Annotated in this window: 22 protein-coding genes and 1 pseudogene; 18 read left to right on the forward strand and 5 right to left on the reverse strand. The window is 57.7% G+C overall.

Annotated features, from left to right (window positions below):
- A partial coding sequence (locus tag VD17_RS07185; protein ID WP_185753112.1) for a hypothetical protein occupies positions 1-285 on the reverse strand: 285 nt, incomplete at its 3' end.
- A 448-nt stretch (positions 286-733) separates the two neighbouring features.
- Positions 734-2,023: a citrate synthase gene (gene gltA, locus VD17_RS07190; protein ID WP_008148584.1), complete on the reverse strand. Its 1,290-nt coding sequence runs from the start codon at positions 2,021-2,023 to the stop codon at positions 734-736.
- Between the two features lie 363 nt (positions 2,024-2,386).
- Between gltA and sdhC the strand changes: the two genes are divergently transcribed.
- The 12 genes from sdhC (at position 2,387) to VD17_RS07250 (ending at position 16,852) form a co-directional block, all read left to right on the forward strand.
- Positions 2,387-2,761 (forward strand): succinate dehydrogenase, cytochrome b556 subunit, encoded by a 375-nt coding sequence (gene sdhC / locus VD17_RS07195; protein ID WP_046053263.1) that lies wholly within the window; start codon positions 2,387-2,389, stop codon positions 2,759-2,761.
- Complete coding sequence (sdhD, locus tag VD17_RS07200; protein ID WP_027922414.1) at positions 2,755-3,123, forward strand: succinate dehydrogenase, hydrophobic membrane anchor protein; 369 nt, start codon at positions 2,755-2,757, stop codon at positions 3,121-3,123. Before sdhC ends, sdhD begins: the two co-directional genes overlap by 7 nt.
- Positions 3,124-3,126: 3 nt before the next feature.
- Entirely contained in the window at positions 3,127-4,902 is a 1,776-nt protein-coding gene (sdhA, locus tag VD17_RS07205; protein WP_008148591.1) for a succinate dehydrogenase flavoprotein subunit, read from the forward strand.
- Positions 4,903-4,913: 11 nt separating this feature from the next.
- The gene (locus VD17_RS07210) at positions 4,914-5,618 is read left to right on the forward strand and encodes a succinate dehydrogenase iron-sulfur subunit (RefSeq protein WP_008148594.1); all 705 of its coding nucleotides are present in this window, start codon (positions 4,914-4,916) and stop codon (positions 5,616-5,618) included.
- 276 nt (positions 5,619-5,894) lie between these two features.
- Entirely contained in the window at positions 5,895-8,726 is a 2,832-nt protein-coding gene (locus VD17_RS07215; RefSeq protein ID WP_046053264.1) for a 2-oxoglutarate dehydrogenase E1 component, read from the forward strand.
- 42 nt (positions 8,727-8,768) lie between these two features.
- Positions 8,769-9,989 (forward strand): 2-oxoglutarate dehydrogenase complex dihydrolipoyllysine-residue succinyltransferase, encoded by a 1,221-nt coding sequence (odhB, locus tag VD17_RS07220; RefSeq protein ID WP_046053265.1) that lies wholly within the window; start codon positions 8,769-8,771, stop codon positions 9,987-9,989.
- A 110-nt stretch (positions 9,990-10,099) separates the two neighbouring features.
- Positions 10,100-11,536 carry a dihydrolipoyl dehydrogenase gene (lpdA, locus tag VD17_RS07225; RefSeq protein ID WP_046053266.1) on the forward strand — a complete coding sequence of 479 codons (1,437 nt, stop codon included), beginning with the start codon at positions 10,100-10,102 and terminating at the stop codon, positions 11,534-11,536.
- 200 nt (positions 11,537-11,736) lie between these two features.
- A complete protein-coding gene (sucC, locus tag VD17_RS07230) occupies positions 11,737-12,903 on the forward strand; it encodes an ADP-forming succinate--CoA ligase subunit beta (RefSeq protein WP_008148602.1) in 1,167 nt (388 codons plus the stop codon).
- On the forward strand, positions 12,903-13,784 hold the full coding sequence (gene sucD / locus VD17_RS07235; RefSeq protein WP_008148605.1) for a succinate--CoA ligase subunit alpha: 882 nt from the start codon (positions 12,903-12,905) through the stop codon (positions 13,782-13,784). The genes sucC and sucD overlap by 1 nt, the downstream gene beginning before the upstream one ends.
- Before the next feature lie 411 nt (positions 13,785-14,195).
- Entirely contained in the window at positions 14,196-15,509 is a 1,314-nt protein-coding gene (brnQ, locus tag VD17_RS07240) for a branched-chain amino acid transport system II carrier protein (RefSeq protein ID WP_008148607.1), read from the forward strand.
- Between the two features lie 204 nt (positions 15,510-15,713).
- Positions 15,714-16,451, forward strand: coding sequence for a DUF599 domain-containing protein (locus VD17_RS07245; RefSeq protein WP_046048036.1), 738 nt, complete (start codon positions 15,714-15,716; stop codon positions 16,449-16,451).
- Positions 16,451-16,852, forward strand: coding sequence for an MAPEG family protein (locus VD17_RS07250; protein WP_046053267.1), 402 nt, complete (start codon positions 16,451-16,453; stop codon positions 16,850-16,852). Before VD17_RS07245 ends, VD17_RS07250 begins: the two co-directional genes overlap by 1 nt.
- 79 nt (positions 16,853-16,931) lie before the next feature.
- Here the strand turns inward: VD17_RS07250 and VD17_RS07255 are convergent, their stop codons facing one another.
- Positions 16,932-17,165, reverse strand: a complete 234-nt coding sequence (locus VD17_RS07255) for a hypothetical protein (protein WP_033055882.1) — start codon at positions 17,163-17,165, stop codon at positions 16,932-16,934.
- A 158-nt stretch (positions 17,166-17,323) separates the two neighbouring features.
- On the opposite strand from VD17_RS07255, the gene VD17_RS07260 reads away from it, so the two are divergent.
- The 4 genes from VD17_RS07260 (at position 17,324) to VD17_RS07275 (ending at position 21,030) form a co-directional block, all read left to right on the forward strand.
- Positions 17,324-17,800: a PaaI family thioesterase gene (locus tag VD17_RS07260; RefSeq protein WP_033055901.1), complete on the forward strand. Its 477-nt coding sequence runs from the start codon at positions 17,324-17,326 to the stop codon at positions 17,798-17,800.
- On the forward strand, positions 17,797-18,249 hold the full coding sequence (locus tag VD17_RS07265; RefSeq protein ID WP_046053268.1) for a PaaI family thioesterase: 453 nt from the start codon (positions 17,797-17,799) through the stop codon (positions 18,247-18,249). The genes VD17_RS07260 and VD17_RS07265 overlap by 4 nt, the downstream gene beginning before the upstream one ends.
- 81 nt (positions 18,250-18,330) lie before the next feature.
- Positions 18,331-20,235 (forward strand): molecular chaperone HtpG, encoded by a 1,905-nt coding sequence (gene htpG, locus VD17_RS07270; protein ID WP_046053308.1) that lies wholly within the window; start codon positions 18,331-18,333, stop codon positions 20,233-20,235.
- A gap of 66 nt (positions 20,236-20,301) precedes the next feature.
- Entirely contained in the window at positions 20,302-21,030 is a 729-nt protein-coding gene (locus VD17_RS07275; RefSeq protein WP_046053269.1) for a dienelactone hydrolase family protein, read from the forward strand.
- 123 nt (positions 21,031-21,153) lie between these two features.
- Here the strand turns inward: VD17_RS07275 and VD17_RS07280 are convergent, their stop codons facing one another.
- Together VD17_RS07280 and VD17_RS07285 are read right to left on the reverse strand one after the other, a co-directional pair.
- Entirely contained in the window at positions 21,154-22,026 is an 873-nt protein-coding gene (locus tag VD17_RS07280) for a pirin family protein (RefSeq protein WP_046053270.1), read from the reverse strand.
- Between the two features lie 61 nt (positions 22,027-22,087).
- On the reverse strand, positions 22,088-22,504 hold the full coding sequence (locus tag VD17_RS07285) for an OsmC family protein (RefSeq protein WP_046053271.1): 417 nt from the start codon (positions 22,502-22,504) through the stop codon (positions 22,088-22,090).
- A gap of 253 nt (positions 22,505-22,757) precedes the next feature.
- Between VD17_RS07285 and VD17_RS33055 the strand changes: the two are divergent.
- Together VD17_RS33055 and VD17_RS33060 are read left to right on the forward strand one after the other, a co-directional pair.
- Positions 22,758-23,528 (forward strand): annotated as a pseudogene (locus tag VD17_RS33055) (MCP four helix bundle domain-containing protein); the annotation flags it as partial.
- Complete coding sequence (locus tag VD17_RS33060; protein WP_440130561.1) at positions 23,520-24,383, forward strand: methyl-accepting chemotaxis protein; 864 nt, start codon at positions 23,520-23,522, stop codon at positions 24,381-24,383. The pseudogene VD17_RS33055 and the gene VD17_RS33060, both read left to right, overlap by 9 nt.
- The last annotated feature ends 2 nt before the right edge of the window (positions 24,384-24,385 follow it).

Raw genomic sequence — 24,385 nt, forward strand, 5'->3', positions numbered from 1 at the left:
GCCGCACGGCGCTACGCGCCTCCCCCCTGATGCACACCTCCACTCGGCCTGCCGAAGGGGCGAAAGATCAAGATCAAGTTCAAGTTCAAGATCAAGTTCAAGATCAAGTTCAAGATCAAGTTCAAGTTCAAGTTCAAGTTCAAGTTCAAGTTCAAGTTCAAGTTCAAGTTCAAGTTCAAGTTCAAGATCAACGTCAAAAGCCAAAGCCAAAGCCAAAGCCAAAGCCAAAGCCAAAGCCAAATCAAAAGATCGCAGCCTTCGGCAGCTCCTTGTATTGGTGTACACCCGCCCTTCACCACTCAATAGGTCGAGCGTTAGCTCGCCTGCTTTTGATCTTGATCTTTCGCCCCTTCGGCAGGCCGAGCGTAGGTGTTCATCAGGGGGGTAGGCGCGTAGCGCCGTGCGGCGAAGCCGCACACATCGAGAGGAGGTCGTCGCGAAGCAGACCGTAGGCGATGCCCCCTGATGGGCACCGTAGCGAGGGAACGCGGAGCCTCAGCGAGGCGCCGTACGCCGGGGCGAAGCCTTTTGCTTACTTTTCGGCGTCTGGAAAAGTGAGTCGCTGTAAGAGCGAAACCATAATCAGCCGTTACCGCAGAAACGGATATGTACACGACCAAAAAGCCAGTCGGCCCTAAGGCCGCTGCGACCGCACAAACAAAAACGGCCTCTATATAAACAGAGGCCGTTCCCGGTGCAGCGTACAACTCAAGACGTTATCGCAAGACAGGTCTTATTTGCGGTCTTCCAGCTTGGTGATGTCACGCGACTCGTAGCCGGTGTACAGCTGGCGCGGACGGCCAATCTTGTACGGGCTGGAGAGCATTTCTTTCCAGTGGGAGATCCAGCCGACGGTCCGCGCCAAAGCGAAGATTACGGTGAACATGCTGGTTGGAATGCCGATCGCCTTGAGGATGATCCCCGAGTAGAAGTCGACGTTCGGGTACAGCGAGCGTTCGATGAAGTACGGGTCGGTCAGGGCGATCTCTTCCAGGCGCATGGCCAGTTCGAGTTGCGGATCGTTGGTGATGCCCAGTTCTTTCAGCACTTCGTCGCAGGTCTGCTTCATCACTGTTGCGCGTGGGTCGCGGTTTTTGTAAACCCGGTGACCGAAGCCCATCAGCTTGAACGGATCGTTCTTGTCCTTGGCCTTGGCGATGTACTTGTCGATGTTCGACACATCGCCAATTTCATCGAGCATGGTCAGAACAGCTTCGTTCGCGCCGCCGTGGGCAGGGCCCCACAGTGCAGCGATGCCGGCGGCAATACAGGCGAACGGGTTGGCACCCGAAGAGCCGGCCAGGCGTACGGTGGACGTCGATGCGTTCTGCTCGTGGTCGGCATGGAGGATGAAGATCTTGTCCATGGCGTTGGCGAGTACCGGGCTGATCGGTTTGATCTCGCACGGGGTGTTGAACATCATGTGCAGGAAGTTTTCCGCGTACGTCAGGTCGTTGCGCGGGTACATCATGGGTTGACCCATGGAGTACTTGTAAACCATCGCTGCCAGGGTTGGCATCTTGGCAACCAGACGGATCGCGGAAATTTCGCGATGCTGCGGGTTATTGATGTCCAGGGAGTCGTGGTAGAAGGCCGAGAGGGCGCCGACTACGCCGCACATGACGGCCATTGGGTGGGCGTCGCGACGGAAACCATTGAAGAACGTCTTCAGCTGCTCGTGAACCATGGTGTGGTTTTTCACGGTGCTGACGAACTGGGCCTTCTGTTCTGCGGTCGGCAATTCGCCGTTGAGCAGCAGATAGCAGGTTTCCAGGTAGTCCGACTTTTCAGCCAACTGTTCGATCGGGTAGCCGCGGTGCAGCAGAATGCCGTTGTCGCCGTCGATATAGGTGATCTTCGACTCGCAGGAAGCTGTCGACATGAAACCAGGGTCAAAGGTGAAACGGCCCGTGGCCGTCAGGCCCCGAACATCGATAACATCGGGACCAACGGTGCCGGTTAAAATGGGCAGCTCGACGGGGGCTGCGCCCTCGATGATCAACTGCGCTTTTTTGTCAGCCATGTGGCCTCCTATTTATGCTTGAAATCATCAGACAGACCCCCCACGCAGGGCCCGCACCACTATAGTGAGATAAATTCGAATGTCAATTTGCCTAAAGTCTTGCTCCAGAAGGCTTTAACCGGACTTTTTCCTCGAAATTGACTGCCATTTACGCCTTTTATACGACTTGTGCAATGAGCTATTAGGGGAAGGCGATTGCGTTGTCATTAGTAGCCTAACTGTCTATACTCGGCCTCCGACCGCCAGGGGCTTTTGGGCCTGCTTTACTGGGGGTCGCACTCCCTGGGTGGTGGGTACCTGACCAGTGCACTCCCCAACAACTTTGCCCTGATTGTTAGGGGCTCTTCAGTGTGAAAAAAAGCCGTGAATAGCCAACGACCTGTAAACCTAGACCTAAGGACCATCAAACTCCCAGTCACTGCTTACACGTCCATTCTTCACCGAATCTCCGGAATCATCCTCTTTGTCAGCCTGGCCATCATGCTTTATGCATTGGACAAGTCGCTCGGCTCGGAAGAAGGCTTCGGTCAGGTGAAAGCGTGTCTGACCAGTCCGCTAGCCAAGCTAGTGACATGGGGCATCCTGTCCGCCTTGCTGTATCACTTGGTTGCCGGTGTGCGCCACTTGATGATGGACATGGGCATCGGCGAGTCGCTTGAGGGCGGCAAACTGGGCTCGAAAATCGTTATCGCCGTTTCCGTGGTGGTAATCGTTCTGGCAGGAGTTTGGATATGGTAACTAACGTCACGAACCTGTCGCGTTCGGGCCTCTATGACTGGATGGCACAACGTGTGTCTGCGGTCGTTCTCGCGGCTTACTTCATCTTCCTGATCGGATACGTCGTTGCCCATCCTGGCATCGGCTACGCCCAATGGCATGAACTGTTCGCAAGCAACTGGATGCGTATTTTCAGTCTCCTTGCCCTCGTTGCCCTCGGCGCTCACGCCTGGGTCGGCATGTGGACCATCGCGACCGACTACCTGACGCCAATGGCGTTCGGCAAGTCCGCGACTGCAATACGTTTCCTCTTCCAGGCGGTATGCGGCGTCGCGATGTTCGCGTACTTCGTCTGGGGTGTGCAGATTCTTTGGGGTATCTGATTCATGTCTACTACAGTTAATACGCTTTCGTTCGACGCCATCATCATTGGCGGCGGCGGTGCCGGCATGCGCGCTGCTCTGCAGCTGGCACAAGGTGGTCACAAGACTGCCGTAGTTACCAAGGTTTTCCCGACTCGCTCGCACACTGTATCCGCCCAGGGTGGCATCACTTGCGCCATCGCGTCCGCTGATCCGAACGATGACTGGCGCTGGCACATGTACGATACCGTCAAGGGTTCCGACTATATCGGTGACCAGGACGCTATCGAATACATGTGTTCCGTAGGCCCGGAAGCGGTCTTCGAGCTCGAGCACATGGGCTTGCCGTTCTCCCGTACCGAACAAGGCCGCATCTATCAGCGTCCGTTCGGCGGTCAGTCGAAAGACTTTGGTAAAGGTGGCCAGGCTGCCCGTACTTGCGCCGCTGCCGACCGTACCGGTCACGCACTGCTACACACCCTGTACCAGGCCAACCTCAAGGCCGGCACCGTATTCCTCAACGAATACTACGGCGTCGACCTGGTGAAGAACGAAGACGGTGCCTTTGTCGGCATGATCGTCATCTGCATCGAAACCGGCGAAACTTCCTACGTCCGCGCTAACGCCACTGTACTGGCGACTGGCGGTGCAGGTCGTATCTACTCGTCCACCACCAATGCCCTGATCAACACCGGTGACGGCGTCGGCATGGCTCTGCGCGCTGGCGTGCCGGTACAAGACATCGAAATGTGGCAGTTCCACCCGACCGGCATCGCCGGCGCCGGTGTACTGGTTACTGAAGGCTGCCGCGGTGAAGGCGGTTACCTGATCAACAAGCACGGCGAGCGTTTCATGGAGCGTTATGCTCCGAACGCCAAAGACCTTGCTGGTCGTGACGTTGTTGCTCGCTCGATGGTTAAAGAAATCATCGCCGGCAACGGTTGCGGTCCGGATGGCGACCACGTAATGCTGAAACTCGATCACCTCGGTGAAGAAGTTCTGCACAGCCGTCTGCCAGGCATCATGGAACTGTCCAAGACTTTCGCCCACGTCGATCCAGCCGTGGCGCCGATTCCGGTCGTTCCAACCTGCCACTATATGATGGGCGGCGTTGCCACCAACATTCATGGTCAGGCAATCACCCAGGACGCCGACGGCGTTGACCAGATCATTCCTGGTCTGTTCGCAGTGGGCGAAGTGGCGTGCGTATCGGTTCACGGTGCCAACCGTCTGGGCGGCAACTCGCTGCTCGACCTGGTGGTATTCGGCCGTGCGGCCGGCCTGTTCCTGGAACAGACCCTGAAAGAAGGCGTCGACTACACCCGCGCTCGCCAGTCCGACATCGACGCTGCCCTGGCACGTCTCGATGGCCTGAACTCGCGTACCGAAGGCGAAGACGTCGCCACCCTGCGTAAAGAACTGCAAAACTGCATGCAGAACTACTTCGGTGTGTTCCGTACCGGCGAATACATGCAGAAGGGTATTGCCCAGCTGGCTGATCTGCGTGGCCGTATCGCCAACGTCAAGATCAACGACAAGAGCCAGGCGTTCAACACCGCTCGTATCGAAGCTCTGGAATTGCAGAACCTGCTGGAAGTGGCCGAAGCTACCGCCATCGCCGCAGAGATCCGCAAAGAGTCCCGCGGCGCTCACGCCCGTGAAGACTACGAAGACCGCGACGACGAAAACTGGCTGTGCCACACCCTGTACTTCCCGGGTGACAAGCGCGTAACCAAGCGTGCTGTGAACTTCTCGCCGAAGACTGTTCCGACTTTTGAACCTAAGATTCGGACTTATTAAGGGTGGCCGCCATGTTGCAAGTCAGTGTTTATCGCTACAACCCTGATCAGGACGCTGCGCCGTTCATGCAGGAATTTTCGGTCGATACCGGTGGTAAAGACCTGATGGTGCTGGACGTGCTGGCCCTGATCAAAGAGCAGGACGAAGGTTTCTCCTATCGTCGCTCTTGCCGTGAAGGTGTTTGCGGTTCCGACGGCATGAACATCAACGGCAAAAACGGTCTGGCGTGCGTCACGCCGCTGTCCGCTGTCGTAAAAGGTAACAAGCTGATCGTTCGTCCTCTGCCAGGTTTGCCGGTTATCCGTGACCTGGTCGTCGATATGAGCATCTTCTACAAGCAATACGAAAAGGTTAAGCCATACCTGCAGAACGACACGCCGGCTCCGGCCATCGAACGTCTGCAGACCCCTGAAGAGCGTGAAAAGCTCGACGGTCTGTACGAGTGCATCCTGTGCGCTTGCTGCTCGACCTCTTGCCCGTCCTTCTGGTGGAACCCGGACAAGTTCCTGGGTCCAGCTGCTCTGCTGCAAGCGTATCGCTTCCTGGCAGACAGCCGCGACACCAAGACTGCCGAGCGTCTGGCTTCGCTGGATGACCCGTTCAGCGTATTCCGCTGCCGCGGGATCATGAACTGCGTCAACGTCTGTCCGAAAGGCCTGAACCCGACTAAGGCCATCGGTCACGTACGTAACATGCTGCTGCAAAGCGGCGTGTGATTCAGCTGCCGTAACCCGGCTGTTGTAAATGTAGTACCGCTGTACCCGTAGATGCTACGGCGCAGGCTTCAACCGGCGCCGTAGTTTTAACCTGAGCAGCAGCTCACAAAGCTGCCGCTCTTATTTTGAAGAAATGAGACAAGCAGGGGCATCCGGGCTGGTACCCGGACTATCAGCGTGATCCTAAGTGGCTTGTTTTGGTCGCTGCATTCGGACTTCTGCAAGTTTGCTCGGTGTCGACGCCGATGGTGTTCCCCTAACCGAGGGTGACCAAGCATGCAAGAAAGCGTGATGCAGCGCATGTGGAACAGTGCCCACCTTTCAGGTGGAAACGCTGCCTATGTGGAAGAGCTTTATGAGCTCTACCTGCACGACCCTAACGCTGTGCCAGAAGAGTGGCGCACCTACTTTCAGAAGTTGCCGACTGACGGCAACTCTGCCACCGATGTTTCGCACTCCACAATTCGCGATCATTTCGTCTTGCTGGCAAAGAACCAGCGCCGCGCCCAACCGGTTTCCGCCGGCAGCGTGAGCAGTGAGCACGAGAAGAAGCAAGTTGAAGTGCTGCGATTGATCCAGGCCTACCGTATGCGTGGCCACCAGGCAGCCCAGCTTGACCCGCTGGGGCTGTGGCAGCGTCCTGCACCAGCAGACCTGTCGATCAATCATTACGGCTTGACCAATGCCGATCTTGATACGACCTTCCGTGCCGGCGACCTGTTCATCGGCAAAGAGGAGGCGAGCCTACGCGAAATTCACGAAGCGTTGCAGCAGACATATTGCCGCACCATCGGCGCTGAATTCACGCACATCACCGATTCCGAGCAACGCCAGTGGTTCCAGCAGCGTCTGGAAAGCGTGCGCGGCCGTCCGACGTACTCCGCCGACATCAAGAGCCACCTGCTCGAGCGTGTCACCGCGGGCGAAGGTCTGGAAAAGTACCTGGGCACCAAATACCCGGGTACCAAGCGTTTCGGTCTGGAAGGCGGCGAGAGCCTGATTCCGATGCTCGACGAGCTGATCCAGCGTTCCGGTTCCTACGGCACCAAGGAAATCGTCATCGGCATGGCCCACCGTGGTCGTCTGAACGTGCTGGTCAACACCTTCGGCAAGAACCCGCGCGAGCTGTTCGACGAGTTCGAAGGCAAGAAGAAGGTTGAGCTGGGTTCCGGTGACGTTAAATATCACCAGGGCTTCTCGTCCAACGTGATGACCACTGGCGGTGAAGTTCACCTGGCCATGGCGTTCAACCCGTCCCACCTGGAAATCGTATCTCCAGTGGTCGAGGGTTCGGTTCGCGCCCGTCAGGATCGTCGTAACGACCCTACCGGCGAGAAGGTGCTGCCGATCTCCATCCACGGTGACGCGGCATTCGCCGGTCAAGGCGTGGTCATGGAAACCTTCCAGATGTCGCAGACCCGCGGTTTCAAGACCGGCGGCACCGTGCACATCGTGATCAACAACCAGGTCGGTTTCACCATCAGCAACCCGCTGGACTCGCGCTCCACCGAGTACGCGACCGACGTTGCGAAGATGATCCAGGCGCCGATCCTCCATGTGAATGGCGATGATCCGGAAGCCGTGTTGTTCGTGACCCAGCTGGCCATCGACTACCGCATGCAGTTCAAGCGTGACGTGGTGATCGACCTGGTCTGCTACCGTCGTCGTGGCCACAACGAGGCCGACGAGCCAAGCGGCACCCAGCCAATCATGTATCAGCAGATCACCAAACAGCGCACCACCCGTGAACTGTATGCTGATCGCCTGACTCAGAGCGGTGTGCTGGACGTTGAGCGTGTTCAGGCGAAAGTCGACGAATACCGCAATGCGCTGGACAACGGTCTGCATGTTGTAAAAAGCCTGGTCAAAGAGCCGAACAAAGAGTTGTTCGTGGACTGGCGTCCGTATCTGGGCCACGCCTGGACCGCGCGTCACGACACTCGCTTCGATCTGAAAACCTTGCAGGAACTGTCCGCCAAGCTGCTGGAAATTCCGGAAGGCTTCGTGGTTCAGCGCCAGGTCTCGAAAATCTACGAAGACCGTCAGAAAATGCAAGCCGGCGGCCTGCCGATCAACTGGGGTTACGCCGAAACCATGGCGTACGCGACCCTGGCGTTCGAAGGTCACCCGATTCGCATGACGGGTCAGGACATCGGTCGCGGTACGTTCTCGCACCGTCACGCTGTCTTGCACAACCAGAAAGACGCGGGTACCTACGTCCCGCTGCAAAACCTGTACAAGGGCCAGCCACGTTTCGACCTGTACGATTCGTTCCTGTCCGAAGAAGCCGTGCTGGCGTTCGAATACGGTTACTCGACCACCACGCCTGAGGCGCTGGTGATCTGGGAAGCCCAGTTCGGCGACTTCGCCAACGGTGCCCAAGTGGTTATCGACCAGTTCATCACCAGTGGCGAGCACAAGTGGGGCCGTCTCTGCGGTCTGACCATGCTGCTGCCGCACGGTTATGAAGGTCAGGGGCCGGAGCACTCTTCGGCTCGTCTGGAGCGTTACCTGCAGCTGTGCGCCGAGCACAACATTCAGGTAGCCGTACCGACTACGCCGGCTCAGATCTACCACTTGCTGCGTCGTCAGGTGATTCGCCCGCTGCGCAAGCCATTGATCGTTCTGACTCCGAAGTCGCTGCTGCGTCACAAGCTGGCCATCTCGACTCTGGAAGATCTGGCCGAAGGTTCGTTCCAGACCGTTATCCCGGAAATCGATGCACTGGACCCGAAAAAGGTCGAGCGCGTTGTTCTGTGTAGCGGCAAGGTCTACTACGACCTGCTGGAAAAACGCCGTGCCGAAGGTCGTGATGACATCGCCGTCGTGCGTATCGAGCAGCTGTACCCATTCCCTGAGGACGACTTGAAAGAAGTCCTGGCTCCTTACACCAACGTCAAAAATGCCGTGTGGTGCCAGGAAGAGCCGATGAACCAGGGGGCGTGGTACTGCAGCCAACACCACATGCGTCGCAGCATCAGCAATCTCAACAAGTCTCTCGTACTTGAGTACGCGGGCCGTGAGGCTTCTGCTGCACCTGCATGCGGTTACGCATCGATGCACGCTGAGCAGCAAGAAAAACTGCTGCAAGACGCCTTTACTGTTTAACGCCTTCGCGCACCTGAAACCGAATTTAAGGACCCACAGATAATGGCTATCGAAATCAAAGCCCCCACTTTCCCGGAATCGGTTGCCGATGGCACCGTTGCCACCTGGCACAAAAAGCCGGGCGACGCCGTCAAGCGCGATGACCTGATCGTCGACATCGAAACTGACAAAGTCGTATTGGAAGTGTTGGCCACCGCTGATGGCGTGCTGGGCGCTATCGTCAAGAACGAAGGCGACACCGTTCTGTCCGACGAAGTTCTGGGCTCCATCGAAGCGGGCGGCGCTGCTGCCGCTCCAGCTGCTGCCGCTGCTCCGGCCGCTGCACAAGCTGCTGCTCCAGCCGCTGAAGGCGAAGATGATCCTGTTGCTGCACCGGCTGCTCGCAAGCTGGCTGAAGAAAACGGCATCAACATCGCTTCCGTTGCCGGCACTGGCAAAGGCGGTCGTGTGACCAAGGAAGACGTTGTTGCCGCTGTAGCTGCCAAGAAAGCCGCTCCGGCTGCCACGCCTGCCAAGGCTGCTGCTCCTGCTGGCGCTGCTCCTGTATTCGCCGCTGGCGACCGCATCGAGAAGCGCGTACCGATGACCCGCGTACGGGCCACCGTCGCCAAGCGTCTGGTTGAAGCTCAATCGAACATGGCGATGCTGACTACTTTCAACGAAGTCGACATGACCGAAGTCATGGCGCTGCGTTCGAAGTACAAGGACCTGTTCGAGAAGTCCCACAACGGCGTACGCCTGGGCTTCATGTCGTTCTTCGTGAAAGCGGCCACCGAAGCGCTGAAACGCTTCCCGGCTGTCAACGCGTCGATCGACGGTGCTGACATCGTTTACCACGGCTACGCTGACGTCGGTGTTGCTGTTTCCAGCGACCGCGGCCTGGTTGTTCCGGTTCTGCGTAACGCCGAACTGATGAGCCTGGCTGAAATCGAAGGCGGCATCGCCACCTTCGGCAAGAAGGCTCGTGACGGCAAGCTGTCGATGGACGAAATGACCGGTGGTACGTTCACCATCACCAACGGTGGTACTTTCGGTTCGATGATGTCGACCCCGATCGTCAACCCGCCGCAAGCGGCCATCCTGGGCATGCACAACATTCTGCAGCGTCCTATGGCGATCAACGGTCAGGTTGTTATCCGTCCGATGATGTACCTGGCGCTGTCCTACGATCACCGTCTGATCGATGGCAAAGAAGCTGTGACCTTCCTGGTTACCATCAAGAACCTGCTGGAAGACCCGGCTCGTTTGCTGCTGGATATCTGATTTCGTTGCACGGGCCGTCTAGTGATGGACGGCCCTTCTGTAATGACCAGCTTCGTCCCACGACGGTCCTCAAAAGGGGCCGTCCGGTTTGATTCGAGAAGGAATGACACATGACTCAGAAATTCGACGTGGTAGTGATTGGCGCGGGCCCTGGCGGCTACGTGGCTGCCATTAAAGCAGCGCAACTGGGCCTCTCCACTGCCTGCATCGAGAAATACACCGACAAGGAAGGCAAACTGGCCCTCGGCGGTACTTGCCTGAACGTCGGCTGCATTCCATCCAAGGCGCTGCTGGACAGCTCCTGGAAATACAAGGAAGCCAAAGAAGGCTTCGCGATCCACGGTATCAATCACGCTGGCGTGACCATGGACGTGGCGGCAATGGTTGGCCGTAAAGCCAACATCGTCAAAGGCCTGACCTCTGGCGTTGCCACCCTGTTCAAGGCGAACGGCGTTACTTCCCTGCAAGGCCACGGCAAACTGCTGGCCGGCAAGAAAGTTGAACTGACCAAGGCAGACGGCACCGTCGAAATCATCGAAGCCGAGAACGTGATCCTGGCTTCGGGCTCGCGTCCGATCGACATTCCACCGGCTCCGGTTGACCAGAACGTAATCGTCGATTCGACTGGCGCGCTGGAATTCCAAACCGTACCTAAGCGTCTGGGCGTTATCGGTGCTGGCGTGATCGGTCTGGAACTGGGTTCGGTCTGGTCCCGTCTGGGTTCCGAAGTGGTTGTTCTGGAAGCGCTGGAGAAGTTCCTGCCAGCGGCTGACGACGCCGTTTCCAAAGAAGCCTACAAGACCCTGACCAAACAAGGTCTGGACATCAAGCTGGGCGCTCGCGTCACCGGATCCAAAGTGAACGGCAACGAAGTTGTCGTAAACTACACCGATGCCAATGGCGAACAGAACATCACGTTCGACAAGCTGATCGTTGCCGTTGGTCGCCGTCCAGTGACCACCGAACTGCTGGCATCTGACAGCGGTGTGACCATCGACGAGCGCGGTTTCGTTTTCGTTGACGACCAGTGCGCGACCAGCGTGCCGGGCGTTTACGCGATCGGCGACGTGGTTCGCGGCATGATGCTGGCGCACAAGGCGTCCGAAGAAGGCATCATGGTTGTCGAGCGCATCAAGGGCCACAAAGCCCAAATCAACTATGACCTGATCCCGTCTGTTATTTATACTCACCCGGAAATCGCGTGGGTCGGTAAAACCGAGCAGACCTTGAAAGCTGAAGGCGTTGAAGTTAACGTCGGCACTTTCCCGTTCGCAGCCAGTGGCCGTGCCATGGCAGCCAACGATACCGGCGGTTTCGTGAAAGTCATTGCTGATGCCAAGACTGACCGCGTATTGGGCGTCCACGTGATTGGCCCGAGCGCTGCAGAACTGGTTCAGCAGGGCGCGATCGGTATGGAATTCGGCACCAGCGCTGAAGACCTGGGCATGATGGTTTTCTCCCATCCGACCCTGTCCGAAGCCTTGCACGAAGCAGCTTTGGCTGTGAATGGCGGCGCCATCCACATCGCCAACCGCAAGAAGCGTTAAGACAAGACAATAAGAAACCACGGCGGAAGGCCCGTCGTGAGCCTTGCGTGCAAGACTCACCGCGGAATGTCCGCCGGACGCAGCCTTGCGTAGTCTCACCGGTTATCCGGAACACCTACGCAAGCAGCAGTCACAGGTGGTGCGGCACTTGAACAAGTGCAGCACCGAATGCGCAGTACCTAACGAAGACGGTAATAAGCATGAATCTTCACGAGTATCAGGGTAAGCAGCTGTTCGCTGAATACGGCCTGCCAGTATCCCAGGGTTTCGCCGTAGACACCCCGGAAGCAGCAGCAGAAGCGTGCGACAAGATCGGCGGGACCGAATGGGTTGTCAAAGCCCAGGTTCACGCAGGTGGTCGCGGTAAAGCGGGCGGCGTTAAGCTGGTTCGCAGCAAAGAAGACGCCAAAGCGTTCGCTCAACAGTGGTTGGGCAAGCGTCTGGTGACTTACCAGACTGATGCCAATGGTCAGCCAGTCACCAAGATCCTGGTTGAATCGTGCACTGATATCGCTAAAGAGCTGTACCTGGGCGCTGTCGTTGACCGTTCGAGCCGTCGCATCGTGTTCATGGCTTCCACCGAAGGTGGCGTGGACATCGAGAAAATCGCTCACGACACCCCTGAGAAAATCCTCAAGGCCACTATCGATCCACTGGTTGGCGCTCAGCCATTCCAGGGTCGCGAGCTGGCATTCCAGCTGGGTCTGGAAGGCAAGCAAGTTGCTCAGTTCGCCAAGATCTTCGTAGGTCTGGCCAAGCTGTTCAAGGATCACGACCTGGCTCTGCTGGAAGTGAACCCGCTGGTGATCAAGGCTGACGGCGATCTGCATTGCCTCGATGCCAAGATCAACATCGACGCCAACGCCATGTACCGTCAGCCTAAGCTGAAGACTTTCCACGATCCGTCGCAAGACGATCCGCGCGAAGCGCACGCTGCCAAGTTCGAACTGAACTACGTAGCGCTGGAAGGCAACATCGGTTGCATGGTCAACGGTGCTGGCCTGGCCATGGGTACCATGGACATCGTCAACCTGCATGGCGGCAAACCAGCCAACTTCCTCGACGTGGGCGGCGGTGCTACCAAAGAACGCGTTACCGAAGCGTTCAAGATCATCCTGTCCGACACTAACGTCGCTGCAGTATTGGTCAACATCTTCGGCGGCATCGTTCGTTGCGACATGATTGCCGAAGGCATCATCGGCGCTGTGAAAGAAGTCGGCGTGAAAATCCCGGTTGTTGTTCGCCTTGAAGGCAACAACGCTGAGCTGGGCGCTAAAGTACTGGCAGAAAGCGGTTTGAACATCATCGCTGCTACCAGCCTGACCGACGCTGCTCAACAAGTTGTCAAAGCTGCGGAGGGCAAATAATGAGCGTCCTGATCAATAAAGACACCAAAGTTATCTGCCAGGGTATTACCGGTTCGCAAGGTAGTTTCCACACCCAGCAAGCCATCGAATACGGCACCAAGATGGTGGGTGGCGTAACTCCGGGCAAAGGCGGCACCGAACACCTGGGTCTGCCAGTGTTCAACACCGTGAAAGACGCTGTAGCTGCCACTGGCGCCACCGCCAGCGTGATCTACGTTCCAGCTCCTTTCTGCAAGGACTCCATCCTGGAAGCAGCATTCGGCGGCATCAAGCTGATCGTTTGCATCACTGAAGGCATTCCTACCCTGGACATGCTGGATGCCAAGGTCAAGTGCGACGAGCTGGGCGTAGTCCTGATCGGTCCTAACTGCCCAGGCGTGATCACTCCAGGCGAATGCAAGATCGGCATCATGCCAGGTCACATTCACTTGCCAGGCAAGGTCGGTATCGTTTCCCGTTCCGGCACCCTGACCTACGAAGCTGTTAAGCAGACTACTGACGCCGGTTTCGGTCAGTCGACTTGCGTCGGCATCGGCGGTGACCCGATCCCGGGTTCGAACTTCATCGACATCCTGAAGCTGTTCCAGGAAGACCCGAAGACCGAAGCGATCGTTATGATCGGTGAGATCGGCGGTTCGGCTGAAGAAGAAGCGGCTGCCTACATCAAGGCACACGTGACCAAGCCGGTTGTTTCCTACATCGCTGGTGTGACTGCCCCTGCGGGCAAGCGCATGGGCCATGCTGGCGCAATCATCTCTGGCGGCAAAGGCACTGCAGACGAGAAGTTTGCTGCCCTGGAAGACGCAGGCGTTAAAACCGTGCGTTCGCTGGCAGACATCGGCAAGGCTTTGTCCGAGCTGACCGGTTGGGCGATCAAATAAGCCACGCGCTTAGCTGACGCTTCACCAAACAAAGGCCACCTTCGGGTGGCCTTTGTCGTTTCTGAAGATATGTGTCGTCAGTGACGGCCCCATCGCGAGCAAGCTCGCTCCCACATTGGATTTCCAGCGTTCATAAATCCTGTGGGAGCGAGCTTGCTCGCGATGGCGTACTTACAGGCGACAACCATTTATATGCAAAAACGCGACACGAAAATGTCGCGTATCGGATAGATCGCACCCTAACAGTGCGTTTGTCGGGCAAATTCGTTAGGCTAGCCGCCATTTTGCGTTTGCGTCCCACAAGGAAGCATCGCGCTAAACGGGTCAGTCCTATACGGACCGACAGCATTTCCCTCACCCCTCAGGGAAATCCCTCTCTAAATTCCGATTCAGTAGTGTGGTATTTCCTTAATGAAAGTGTTGAAAGGCCAGGACATCCTGGCACTTGGTTTTATGACATTTGCCCTGTTTGTCGGGGCTGGCAACATCATCTTCCCGCCTATCGTCGGTCTGCAGTCCGGTCCAAACGTCTGGATGGCGGCGCTGGGCTTTCTGATCACCGCGGTCGGTCTGCCGGTGATCACCGTTGTCGCCCTGGCCAAGGTCGGTGGCGCCATGGATGCCTTGAGCAGCCCGATCGGGAAAGTCGCCGGTGGCCTGCTGGCGGCCGCGTGCTACCTCGCCGTCGGCCCGCTGTTCGCGACACCGCGCACCGCCACCGTGTCATTCGAAGTCGGCTTGGCACCACTGACGGGCGAGAGCCCACTGGCACTGTTTCTCTACAGCTCGGTGTACTTCCTGCTGGTGTTCTTCATCTCGCTCTATCCGGGCCGACTGCTGGATACCGTAGGACGTTTCCTCGCGCCGCTGAAGATCATCGCCCTGGCCGCGCTCGGCATCGCAGCGTTTGCATTGCCGGCCGGTGATATCGGTGTGGCCACCCCGGAATACGTGGCGGCACCGTTCTCCCAAGGCTTCATCAATGGTTACCTGACCATGGATACCCTGGGCGCGCTGGTATTCGGCATTGTCATCGTCAACGCAATCCGCTCCCGTGGCGTCGAGTCGCCGGTGTTGATTACTCGTTACGCGATCATCGCCGGGCTGATTGCCGGCGTGGGCCTGGCGCTGGTTTACGTCAGCCTGTTTCGTCTCGGTTCGGGCAGCCATGAAGTGGCCGCGGGTGCCACCAACGGCGCGGCGGTGTTGCACGCTTACGTTCAACACACCTTCGGCTCTCTGGGCAGCGGTTTTCTGGCGGTATTGATTTCCTTGGCCTGCCTGGTCACGGCGGTCGGTCTGACCTGCGCATGCGCCGAATACTTCAGCCGTGTGCTGCCACTGTCCTACAAGACGCTGGTCATCATCCTGGCTGTGTTCTCGCTGTTTGTGTCCAACCTGGGCCTCACCAAGCTGATTGCGTTCTCGATCCCGGTACTGACCGCGATCTATCCGCCGTGCATTGCCTTGGTCGCCCTGAGCTTCTGCAAGGACTTCTGGCATGAGCAGGGCCGCATCGTCGGTCCGGTGATGCTGGTGTCGTTCATCTTCGGCTTGATCGACGCCCTCAAGGGCGCAGGTCTGGCGGACTGGATGCCGACTCAGTTGTCCCACCTGCCGCTGAGCGAACAAGGCCTGGCCTGGCTGGTGCCGTCGGTCATGACCCTGGTCGTTGCGGTGGTTTGCGATCGCCTGCTGGGCAAGCGCGAAGAAGCACTGGCTTAAGCCGCTTCCAGACTCGCCACAAGCGGGCCTGACAAGCAGAAAACAGAAATGCCCCGTATCAATCGATACGGGGCATTTTTTATGCGCGTGATGCGGTGTCTTTTTTTGTGAGCTAACGTCGAAGCACTGCAAATCCCATGTGGGAGCGAGCAGGCTCGCTCCCACAGGGTTTCGGTGTTCATTCAATACATCACAAGGACCTGCATGTCGTTCATCCACGCCAACATGATCCACATCCTCGCCGCGCTCTGGTTTGTCATCTGCTGGGGCGGCTACACCCGTTATGCGACGTGGAAGGGCCGCGACACCGCGTGCCTGGCCAGCGTGCTGCACCTCTATCGCGAAGACTGGATGCGCCGCATGCTGTTGCGCGACAACCGCATCGCCGACGCCAGCGTGATCGGTAACCTGGAGCGCAACGCCTCGTTCTTCGCCTCCAGTACACTGATTATCCTGGCCGGCATTCTCACGGTGCTCGGAGCTTCCGAACGGGCAGTGTCGTTGTTGGCGGATATACCGATGGTGCAACAGGCATCCCAGGGGATGTCGGAGATCAAGTTGCTGTGCCTGGCGCTGGTCTTTGTCTATGCGTTCTTTACGTTCAGCTGGTGCATGCGCCAGTACAACTTTGCGGCCATTCTGGTGGGCTCGGCACCTATGGTCGGTGAGCGTCACGTTTCCGAACAAGAGCGCAAAGCCTTTGCTGCCCGGGCGGCTCGCGTCATTTCCATGGCCGCCAACCAGTTCAACTTCGGACTGCGCTCCTACTACTTCGGCATGACCATGCTGGCCTGGTTTGTCAGCCCGTGGTTGTTCATGTTGATGAGTACCGGGGTGGTGCTGGTGTTGTATCGCCGGGAGTTTCATTCCGACGTTCTCGACGTGATGGTCTATACACCTACAGAGGCGCCATTGCCCGAGGCGATTAAAGAGGCTGTTTGATGAGTATTCCGTTCTGGTGTGTGTTTATCAGTGCCTTGCTGATTTTTGCGGCAAAGATCCCCGTGGCCAAGGCGATGAATGACCAGGGCGGTTACGACAACCACTTGCCGCGCCAGCAACAGGCGCAACTGACTGGCTTTGGCGCCCGAGCGTTGGCGGCTCATCAAAACTGTTTTGAGGCGTTCATTCTGTTCGCGGTGGGGGTGTTGATGGCGCACACCACGCAGACGGCGGGGTGGCTGATCGACTTGCTGGCAATCATCTTCGTGATTACGCGAATCATTTATTTGCTGTGCTATTGGGTTGACCTGGCGTGGCAGCGGAGCCTGGTATGGTTTGTCGGACTAGTGTGTTCGTTGCTGTTGATGATTAGTCCGACTTTTAGAACTATTTTGCTGTAACGCCTGCGTTGCAAACAAAAAAACCAGGCAAAAGAAAACCCGCACTTGGCGGGTTTTCTTTATCACGCTAAAAACTGTTTTAGTTTTTAGGTGCTTCTTTTGCTGCAGCTTCGTTCGATTCAGCCTGAGCTTTGGCAGCTTCGGCGTTTTCTTTCGCAGCGTCGTTCACTTTATCCTGAGCTTTGCTCATATCTTGCTGAGCTTGCTCAGCATGTTTGTCGGCTTCTTGAGCTTTGTCCTCGGATTTTTTATCGCAGGCAGCGAGACCGAGGGAAGCGGTCAACATCAAGGCAATAGCTAAAGTCTTACGCATGGGGTGTTTCTCCTTATGGAAAATATCTACTGGCCTTTCGAGCGCAGCCCATAGCGTTAAGTTCCTCAATTCATACAGATATATAAGTTTATTCTGACGGGAACTTTTACTAAAAACGCCTAGTGCGTTGCCCGGACACTAAGAAGAGTTTTATCAAAATGGCCGAAAACCCCGTTTTTGAGCGCGCTACACGATTTCTATCGGCGCTGCGACATTGTCAGGTACTTGGGCTGCGGGTACACAGCGCCAGCAGCGAAGGGCTAACTGTCATCCTGCCGTACAGTCCTCAAATTGTTGGCAACCCGCAAACCGGAGTGATTCATGGCGGAGCGCTGACCTCGCTGATGGACACGGCCTGCGGCATGTCCACCCTCTGCGTGCTGCCCGAGTTCGAGGTTTGTCCGACCCTCGACTTGCGCATCGACTACATGCACGCCGCCGAGCCCCATAAAGATGTCTACGGTTTTGCCCAGTGCTACCGGGTGACCACGGATGTGATCTTTGCTCGCGGTTTCGCCTATCAGGACGATCCCGAGCAGCCCATCGCCCATGTAGTAGGCACCTTCATGCGCATGGGCAAAGCCATCAAGGGCACCAAAGGCTTTGGTGGCGTCATCGCCGGAGGTGCGAAATGACCGATTCCTTCAAGGAACAACTTCAGCGGGCACATGAGCAGGGCGACTACGCCTCGCTGCTGCACCTGATTCCCTACGCCAAACTGATCGGCGTCGAATGTTCGCGGGTGGGGGATGAGCTGCTGTTTCGCTTGCCGGCCAACAAGGACAACATTGGTAACCCTTTATTGCCGGCGATTCACGGTGGCGTGATTGCCGGGTTCATGGAGCTGTCGGCTGCGCTGCACCTGCTGATTTTCACCGGTTCGCCGGGTGTGCCGAAGATCATCGATTTCTCCCTCGACTATCTGCGCGCCGGGCAGTTTCGCGACACCTGGGCCAGATGCCAGGTCTGCCGGCAGGGCCGCCGGGTTGCCAACGTTGCGATTACGGCCTGGCAAAGCACTGAAGCCGAACCGATTGCCACAGCCCGCGCCCATTTCAAAATTGAAGAGCCCTTGAAATCCTGAACTCAGCCCCCAACTTTGATGACAACCCGCCGCCGACCCTTCAGGTCGCGGCCACTGCCATCTGATTGGAGTTTGATGACCATGAGTGTGGAAACTCAAAAGGAAACCCTGGGCTTCCAGACCGAGGTGAAGCAGCTGCTGCACCTCATGATCCATTCGCTGTATTCCAACAAGGAAATTTTCCTTCGCGAATTGATCTCGAACGCCTCTGACGCTGTCGACAAATTGCGTTTCGAAGCCCTGTCCAAGCCTGAGTTGCTGGAAGGCGGCGCCGAACTGAAAATCCGTGTGAGCTTCGACAAGGACGCTAAAACCGTCACCCTCGAAGACAACGGCATCGGCATGAGCCGTGACGATGCGATCACCCACCTGGGTACCATCGCCAAATCCGGCACTGCCGACTTCATGAAACATCTCTCCGGCGATCAGAAAAAAGACTCGCACCTGATCGGTCAATTCGGTGTGGGTTTCTACTCTGCATTCATCGTCGCCGATAAAGTCGACGTGTTCAGCCGTCGTGCCGGTGCTGATGCCAGCGAAGGCGTGCACTGGTCGTCCAAGGGCGAAGGCAATTTCGAAGTTGCCACGGTTGATAAAGCCGAGCGCGGCACTCGCATCGTCCTGCACCTGAAGTCCGGTGAAGACGAGTTCGCCGATGGCTGGCGTCTGCGCAACATCATCAAGAAGTACTCCGACCACATCGCTCTGCCGATCGAGTTGCCGAAAGAAGTGGCCGCCGTTGAAGGCGAAGAGCAACCGGCCGTTGAATGGGAAACTGTCAACCGCGCCAGCGCCCTGTGGACCCGTCCGCGTACCGAGATCAAGGACGAGGAATACCAGGAGTTCTACAAACACGTCGCTCACGATTTCGAGAACCCGCTGAGCTGGAGCCACAACAAGGTCGAAGGCAAGCTTGAATACAGCTCGCTGCTCTACGTGCCGGCCCGTGCTCCATTCGATCTGTACCAGCGTGAAGCGCCGAAAGGCCTGAAGCTGTACGTGCAGCGCGTGTTCGTGATGGATCAGGCCGAGTCGTTCCTGCCGCTGTACCTGCGCTTCATCAAAGGCGTGGTCGATTCCAACGACCTGTCGCTGAACGTGTCGCGGGAAATCCTGCAGAAAGACCCGATCATCGACTCCATGAAGTCGGCGCTGACCAAGCGCGTTCTCGACATGCTGGAAAAGCTGGCGAAGAACGAGCCTGAGCAATACAAGAGCTTCTGGAAAAACTTTGGCCAGGTCATGAAAGAAGGCCCGGCAGAAGACTTCGCCAACAAAGAGAAAATCGCTGGCCTGCTGCGTTTCGCATCGACCAACGGTGATGAAGGCGAGCAAGTGGTGGGTCTGGCCGAATACCTGGCTCGCGCCAAGGAAGGTCAGGACAAGATCTACTACCTGACCGGCGAAACCTACGCGCAAGTCAAGAACAGCCCGCACCTGGAAGTCTTTCGCAAGAAAGGCATCGAAGTGTTGCTGCTGACCGACCGCATCGACGAGTGGCTGATGAGCTACCTCAGCGACTTCGACGGCAAGAGCTTTGTCGACGTGGCGCGCGGTGACCTGGACCTGGGCAACCTGGACTCGGAAGAGGACAAGAAAGCGGCGGAAGAAGTCGCCAAGTCCAAAGAAGGTCTGGTTGAGCGTCTGAAAACTGCACTGGGCGACTCCGTTGCTGAAGTGCGGGTTTCGCACCGTCTGACCGATTCCCCGGCGATTCTGGCCATCGGCGAGCAGGACCTGGGCATGCAAATGCGTCAGATCCTGGAAGCCAGCGGTCAGAAGGTTCCGGAATCGAAGCCGATCTTCGAATTCAACCCGGCTCACCCGCTGATCGAGAAGCTCGACAACGAGCAGAGCGACGAACGCTTCGGCGACCTGTCGCACATTCTCTTCGATCAGGCGGCCCTGGCCGCCGGCGACAGCTTGAAAGACCCGGCCGCGTACGTGCGCCGTCTCAACAAGCTGCTGGTTGAACTGTCGGTTTAACTGCGCTGTACAAAAACCCGCTTCGGCGGGTTTTTTTATTCTGGTGTTTTTTACTGGGAGTTAGTCATGAGCCAAATCACTGTTCGTACCGTTGCTTATCAGATTGATGGCCAGCCGTATGAAAGCCGTCTGGCGTTCGATGCCGACCACAAAGGCCCACGCCCCGGTCTGTTGATGGCGCCGAACTGGATGGGCGTCAGCGCCGGTGCCGAGGAGATCGCCAAGTCTGTGGCGTCCAAGGGTTATGTGGTGCTGATCGCGGACCTCTACGGCCAGTCGGTCCGTCCGCAGAACGGCGACGAGGCGGGTGCAGCCATGATGCCGCTCAAGCATGACCGGCCGTTGTTGCGCAAACGTATGCAAGCAGCATTCGATCAGCTACAAATCCAGGACGAAGCGGCGGTCGATAGCTCGAAACTGGCGACGTTCGGTTTCTGTTTCGGCGGCTGCTGCGCGCTGGATCTGGCGCGCACTGGCGCGCCGGTGAAAGCGGCAGTGTCGTTCCACGGCACACTGGATTCGCCGAATCCGGCGGATGCCAGGAACATCAAGGGTTCGGTGTTGGTGCTGCACGGTGCATCCGACCCATTGGTGCCGAAAGAGCAACTGCCGGCGTTTGAAGATGAGATGAACGCGGCAGGCGTGGATTGGCAATTGCTGAGCTATGGCGGCGCGGTGCATTCCTTCACCGATCCGCATGCCAATGTGCCGGGCATGATGATGTATGACGCGAAGACGGCAAGTCGTGCGTTTACCTCGATGCACAACTTGCTGGATGAAGTGTTTAAAGGCTGATAGCAGTTTTCGCCCTGACACTCTTGGTGCCATGACTGGCCTCATCGCGAGCAGGCTCACTCCTACATTTTGGAACGCATTCCCCTTGTAGGAGTGAGCCTGCTCGCGATGACGGTGTAATGGTCAGCGAAAAAGCTGAGGCAATTCGATCCGCTCGCTTTCCCCCGGCACCGTCGGCCAATCCCCGGCCGCCCAGCGTCGCCGCGCTTCATCGATCAACGCCGGATCGCTCGCCACGAAGTTCCAGTTGATCCGCCGCGGCCCATCCAGTGGCGCACCACCAAACAGCACGGCATGACAGTCGCTTTCAGCGAACAGCGTCATCTCTTCCCCGACCGGCAACACCACCAGCGAATGCGGTTCTATCAGTTCGCCATCCAGTTGCACCTCGCCGTCCAGTACATACAACGCCCGCTCTTCATGCTCGGTTGGAATCAGCAATGTGGTCGCCGTTTGCAGGTTCAATTCGGCATACAAGGTAGGAGAAAGTACCGGGACCGGTGATTCCAGGCAAAAGCCTGACCCGGCGATCATCCGGATCTTCACTCCCAGGTTATCGCTGACCGGCAGCGTGGCCGCCGGATGGTGGCTGTAGTGTCCGGGGCCGTGCTCTTTATCTTTTGGCGAGGCCAGCCAAATCTGCAAACCGTGCATCGTGAAGCCGCTGCTTTTCAGTGCCTCAGGTGTGCGTTCGACGTGGGCAATCGCGCTGCCCGCCGTCATCCAGCTGACATCACCGGCCTCCACCACTTGGTCGGAGCCGAGGCTGTCCTTGTGCTGGATTTTTCCTTCGAACAAGTACGTGAGGGTCGACAGACCAATGTGCGGATGCTGACGGATGTTCATGCCTTTTCCCGCCTCATAACGGGTTTCGAGCATGTGGTCGAAAAACACGAAAGGCCCGACGCTACGGCATTTGGCTGACGGCAGCGGGCGAAGAATTGGCTGGCCTTCGACATCTTCGGCGCGGGGACGGATTACGAGCGGAGTGGTCATGCTGCATTCCAGGCTGAGCGGGTAATGCGTGGAGCATAACCCGCTTGCGCAGCCCTTGCCGCTATTGGCTGAAGGCACCTTCAGACAGGTGCGTTTCGATGCTGACGTCAGTGGTGGTCATCAACTTGTGGACCGGGCAACGGTCGGCCACGCGGTGCAACTCATCGCGCTGGGCGTCGGTGAGCACACCTTTAAGTGTCAGTTTGACGTGCAGGGCATATTTGCCTTTCTGTTCTTCGCTGTTGTCACGTTTGACTTCAACTGTGACACCGGTCAGCGGGATGTCTTTTTTCTTCGCGTACATCTTCAGGGTCAGGGCCTTGCAGGCACCCAGGGCCGCGTCGAAGTAATCGTGCGGCTCGGGCGCCGAGCCTTCGCCGCCGGAGAGTGTCGGTACGTCGGCAAAGAGCTCGTGGTCATCGATCTGTACGCTGTGGCGAAAACCTTCGGCGGAAACGGTATTGACGGTGACAGTCATGGGAAACCTCGCAGGCAACAGGAAAAGTCATTCGATCAAAAAAGACCTTGAAGGTATAGAGCATTGCTCCTGTTACGCGTTCCACTTTCTTGCTCACCCAATCCCGAGCGCTGAATCGTTGTACCCCGGCGATCGAAGCAGTTGAGGTATTTTTATATAACCTTTTCGTCTTAAGAAAGGTTTCTCCTGGCCGATACCTTCTAAAGCAATTCGCTGCTGGGGTGATGCAGCACTTTTGGAAGGAGCCAGAGCAATGAGTATCAGAAGTCTCAATATTGCGCCGCGCGCAGGTCTGGGGTTTGGCCTGCTGGCGTTGATGGTGTTTGGATTGGGGGCGTTCGCCCTGCTGCAAATGTCGAACATGCGCGCGCAGTCCGATCAGGTCGATGACAACTGGCTGCCCAGCGTGATGGCGGTCGGGGAGATGAATCAGGACATGCTACGGCTGCGGGCGCTGACCATGCGTCTGCTGCTCAATCGGGCCCCGCAGGCGCTGGAACAAAACGTCAGCAAACTCAATGAGCTCAAAAGCGTCCTGGGTGAACCTGCGCAGCGTTATGACGCGCTGATCGTGCTGCCCGAAGAGCGTGTGCTGTTCGATCGCTTCAAAGCCTCGGGGCAAAAATACCTGCAGTTCCAGACTCAGGTGATGACGCTGTCGGCCCAAGGACGGGTGGAAGAGGCGGCCGCCATCCTCAATGGCGAGATGAGTCCGTTGGCCGATGAAATCAACGGCACCCTCAAGGCATTAGTCGAACTGAACAAGCACAACGCTAACCTGGCGACGGAGGCGGGGCGCCAGGTGTTCAGCCAATCGCGGGTCTGGGTCGGGGTGATGATCGGCCTGACGGCGCTGATGACCATCGGCCTGGCGCTGCTGCTGACCCGCAGCATCGTCGTGCCGCTGTCCCAATCGTTGAAGGTGGCCGAAGGGGTAGCTGGCGGCGATCTCACCGGTGACATCAGCATCAGCGGCAAAGACGAGCCGGCGCGGCTGTTGCACGCCCTCAAGAGCATGCAGGGGAGTTTGCGCGAAACCCTGCGGCGTATTTCCGACTCATCCAGCCAATTGGCCTCGGCGTCGGAAGAACTCAGTTGTGTGACCGAAGAGGCCACCCGGGGCCTGCATCAGCAGAGCCTGGAAATCGACCAGGCCGCCACGGCGGTGAATCAGATGACCGCGGCGGTGGAGGAGGTCGCGAGCAATGCGGTGGCCACGTCCGAAGCGTCTCGGGAGTCCGACCGGATTGCCCAGCACGGTCGCAAGCAGGTGCATCAGACCGTGTTGTCCATCGAGTCCCTGGCCGACGATGTCACGGCCAATGCGACCCAGGTCGAGGACCTGGCGCAGAAAGTCTATGGCATCAGCAAAGTCCTGGATGTGATTCGCTCGATTGCCGAGCAGACGAATTTGCTGGCCCTGAACGCGGCCATCGAAGCGGCGCGGGCCGGGAGTGCCGGGCGCGGGTTTGCCGTGGTGGCCGATGAAGTGCGGGCGCTGGCGCACCGGACTCAGCAATCGACCCAGGAAATCGAGCAGATGATTACTGGCATCCAGCAAGGCACTGATGCTGCGGTCAGCTCGATGCAGCAGAGCAACACGCGAGCGCGTTCAACCCTGGAAGTGGCGAAAGCAGCGGGCACGGCGCTGGAAGAAATCGCCTCGGCGTTTACCCTGATCAATGAACGCAACCTGGTGATCGCCAGCGCCTCCGAGGAACAAGCGGCTGTCGCGCGAGAGGTGGATCGCAACCTGATGAACATTCGCGATCTTGCGTTGCAGACGTCGGCCGGGGCGAATCAAACCAGTGCCGCGAGCCAGGAGCTGTCTCGGTTGGCGGTCGATTTGAATACGATGGTGGCGCGGTTTTCGGTCTGAGC

It is taken from the genome of Pseudomonas fluorescens (genome assembly GCF_000968015.1).
Taxonomy (GTDB): domain Bacteria; phylum Pseudomonadota; class Gammaproteobacteria; order Pseudomonadales; family Pseudomonadaceae; genus Aquipseudomonas; species Aquipseudomonas fluorescens_W.

Coding starts and splice junctions, on each gene's coding strand:
- gltA (WP_008148584.1), bottom strand. CDS start 2,023: ATGGCTGACAAAAAAGCGCAGTTGATCATCGAGGGCGCAGCCCCCGTC.
- sdhD (WP_027922414.1), top strand. CDS start 2,755: ATGGTAACTAACGTCACGAACCTGTCGCGTTCGGGCCTCTATGACTGG.
- sdhA (WP_008148591.1), top strand. CDS start 3,127: ATGTCTACTACAGTTAATACGCTTTCGTTCGACGCCATCATCATTGGC.
- VD17_RS07210 (WP_008148594.1), top strand. CDS start 4,914: ATGTTGCAAGTCAGTGTTTATCGCTACAACCCTGATCAGGACGCTGCG.
- VD17_RS07215 (WP_046053264.1), top strand. CDS start 5,895: ATGCAAGAAAGCGTGATGCAGCGCATGTGGAACAGTGCCCACCTTTCA.
- odhB (WP_046053265.1), top strand. CDS start 8,769: ATGGCTATCGAAATCAAAGCCCCCACTTTCCCGGAATCGGTTGCCGAT.
- lpdA (WP_046053266.1), top strand. CDS start 10,100: ATGACTCAGAAATTCGACGTGGTAGTGATTGGCGCGGGCCCTGGCGGC.
- sucC (WP_008148602.1), top strand. CDS start 11,737: ATGAATCTTCACGAGTATCAGGGTAAGCAGCTGTTCGCTGAATACGGC.
- sucD (WP_008148605.1), top strand. CDS start 12,903: ATGAGCGTCCTGATCAATAAAGACACCAAAGTTATCTGCCAGGGTATT.
- brnQ (WP_008148607.1), top strand. CDS start 14,196: ATGAAAGTGTTGAAAGGCCAGGACATCCTGGCACTTGGTTTTATGACA.
- VD17_RS07245 (WP_046048036.1), top strand. CDS start 15,714: ATGTCGTTCATCCACGCCAACATGATCCACATCCTCGCCGCGCTCTGG.
- VD17_RS07250 (WP_046053267.1), top strand. CDS start 16,451: ATGAGTATTCCGTTCTGGTGTGTGTTTATCAGTGCCTTGCTGATTTTT.
- VD17_RS07255 (WP_033055882.1), bottom strand. CDS start 17,165: ATGCGTAAGACTTTAGCTATTGCCTTGATGTTGACCGCTTCCCTCGGT.
- VD17_RS07260 (WP_033055901.1), top strand. CDS start 17,324: ATGGCCGAAAACCCCGTTTTTGAGCGCGCTACACGATTTCTATCGGCG.
- VD17_RS07265 (WP_046053268.1), top strand. CDS start 17,797: ATGACCGATTCCTTCAAGGAACAACTTCAGCGGGCACATGAGCAGGGC.
- htpG (WP_046053308.1), top strand. CDS start 18,331: ATGAGTGTGGAAACTCAAAAGGAAACCCTGGGCTTCCAGACCGAGGTG.
- VD17_RS07275 (WP_046053269.1), top strand. CDS start 20,302: ATGAGCCAAATCACTGTTCGTACCGTTGCTTATCAGATTGATGGCCAG.
- VD17_RS07280 (WP_046053270.1), bottom strand. CDS start 22,026: ATGACCACTCCGCTCGTAATCCGTCCCCGCGCCGAAGATGTCGAAGGC.
- VD17_RS07285 (WP_046053271.1), bottom strand. CDS start 22,504: ATGACTGTCACCGTCAATACCGTTTCCGCCGAAGGTTTTCGCCACAGC.
- VD17_RS33060 (WP_440130561.1), top strand. CDS start 23,520: ATGCAGGGGAGTTTGCGCGAAACCCTGCGGCGTATTTCCGACTCATCC.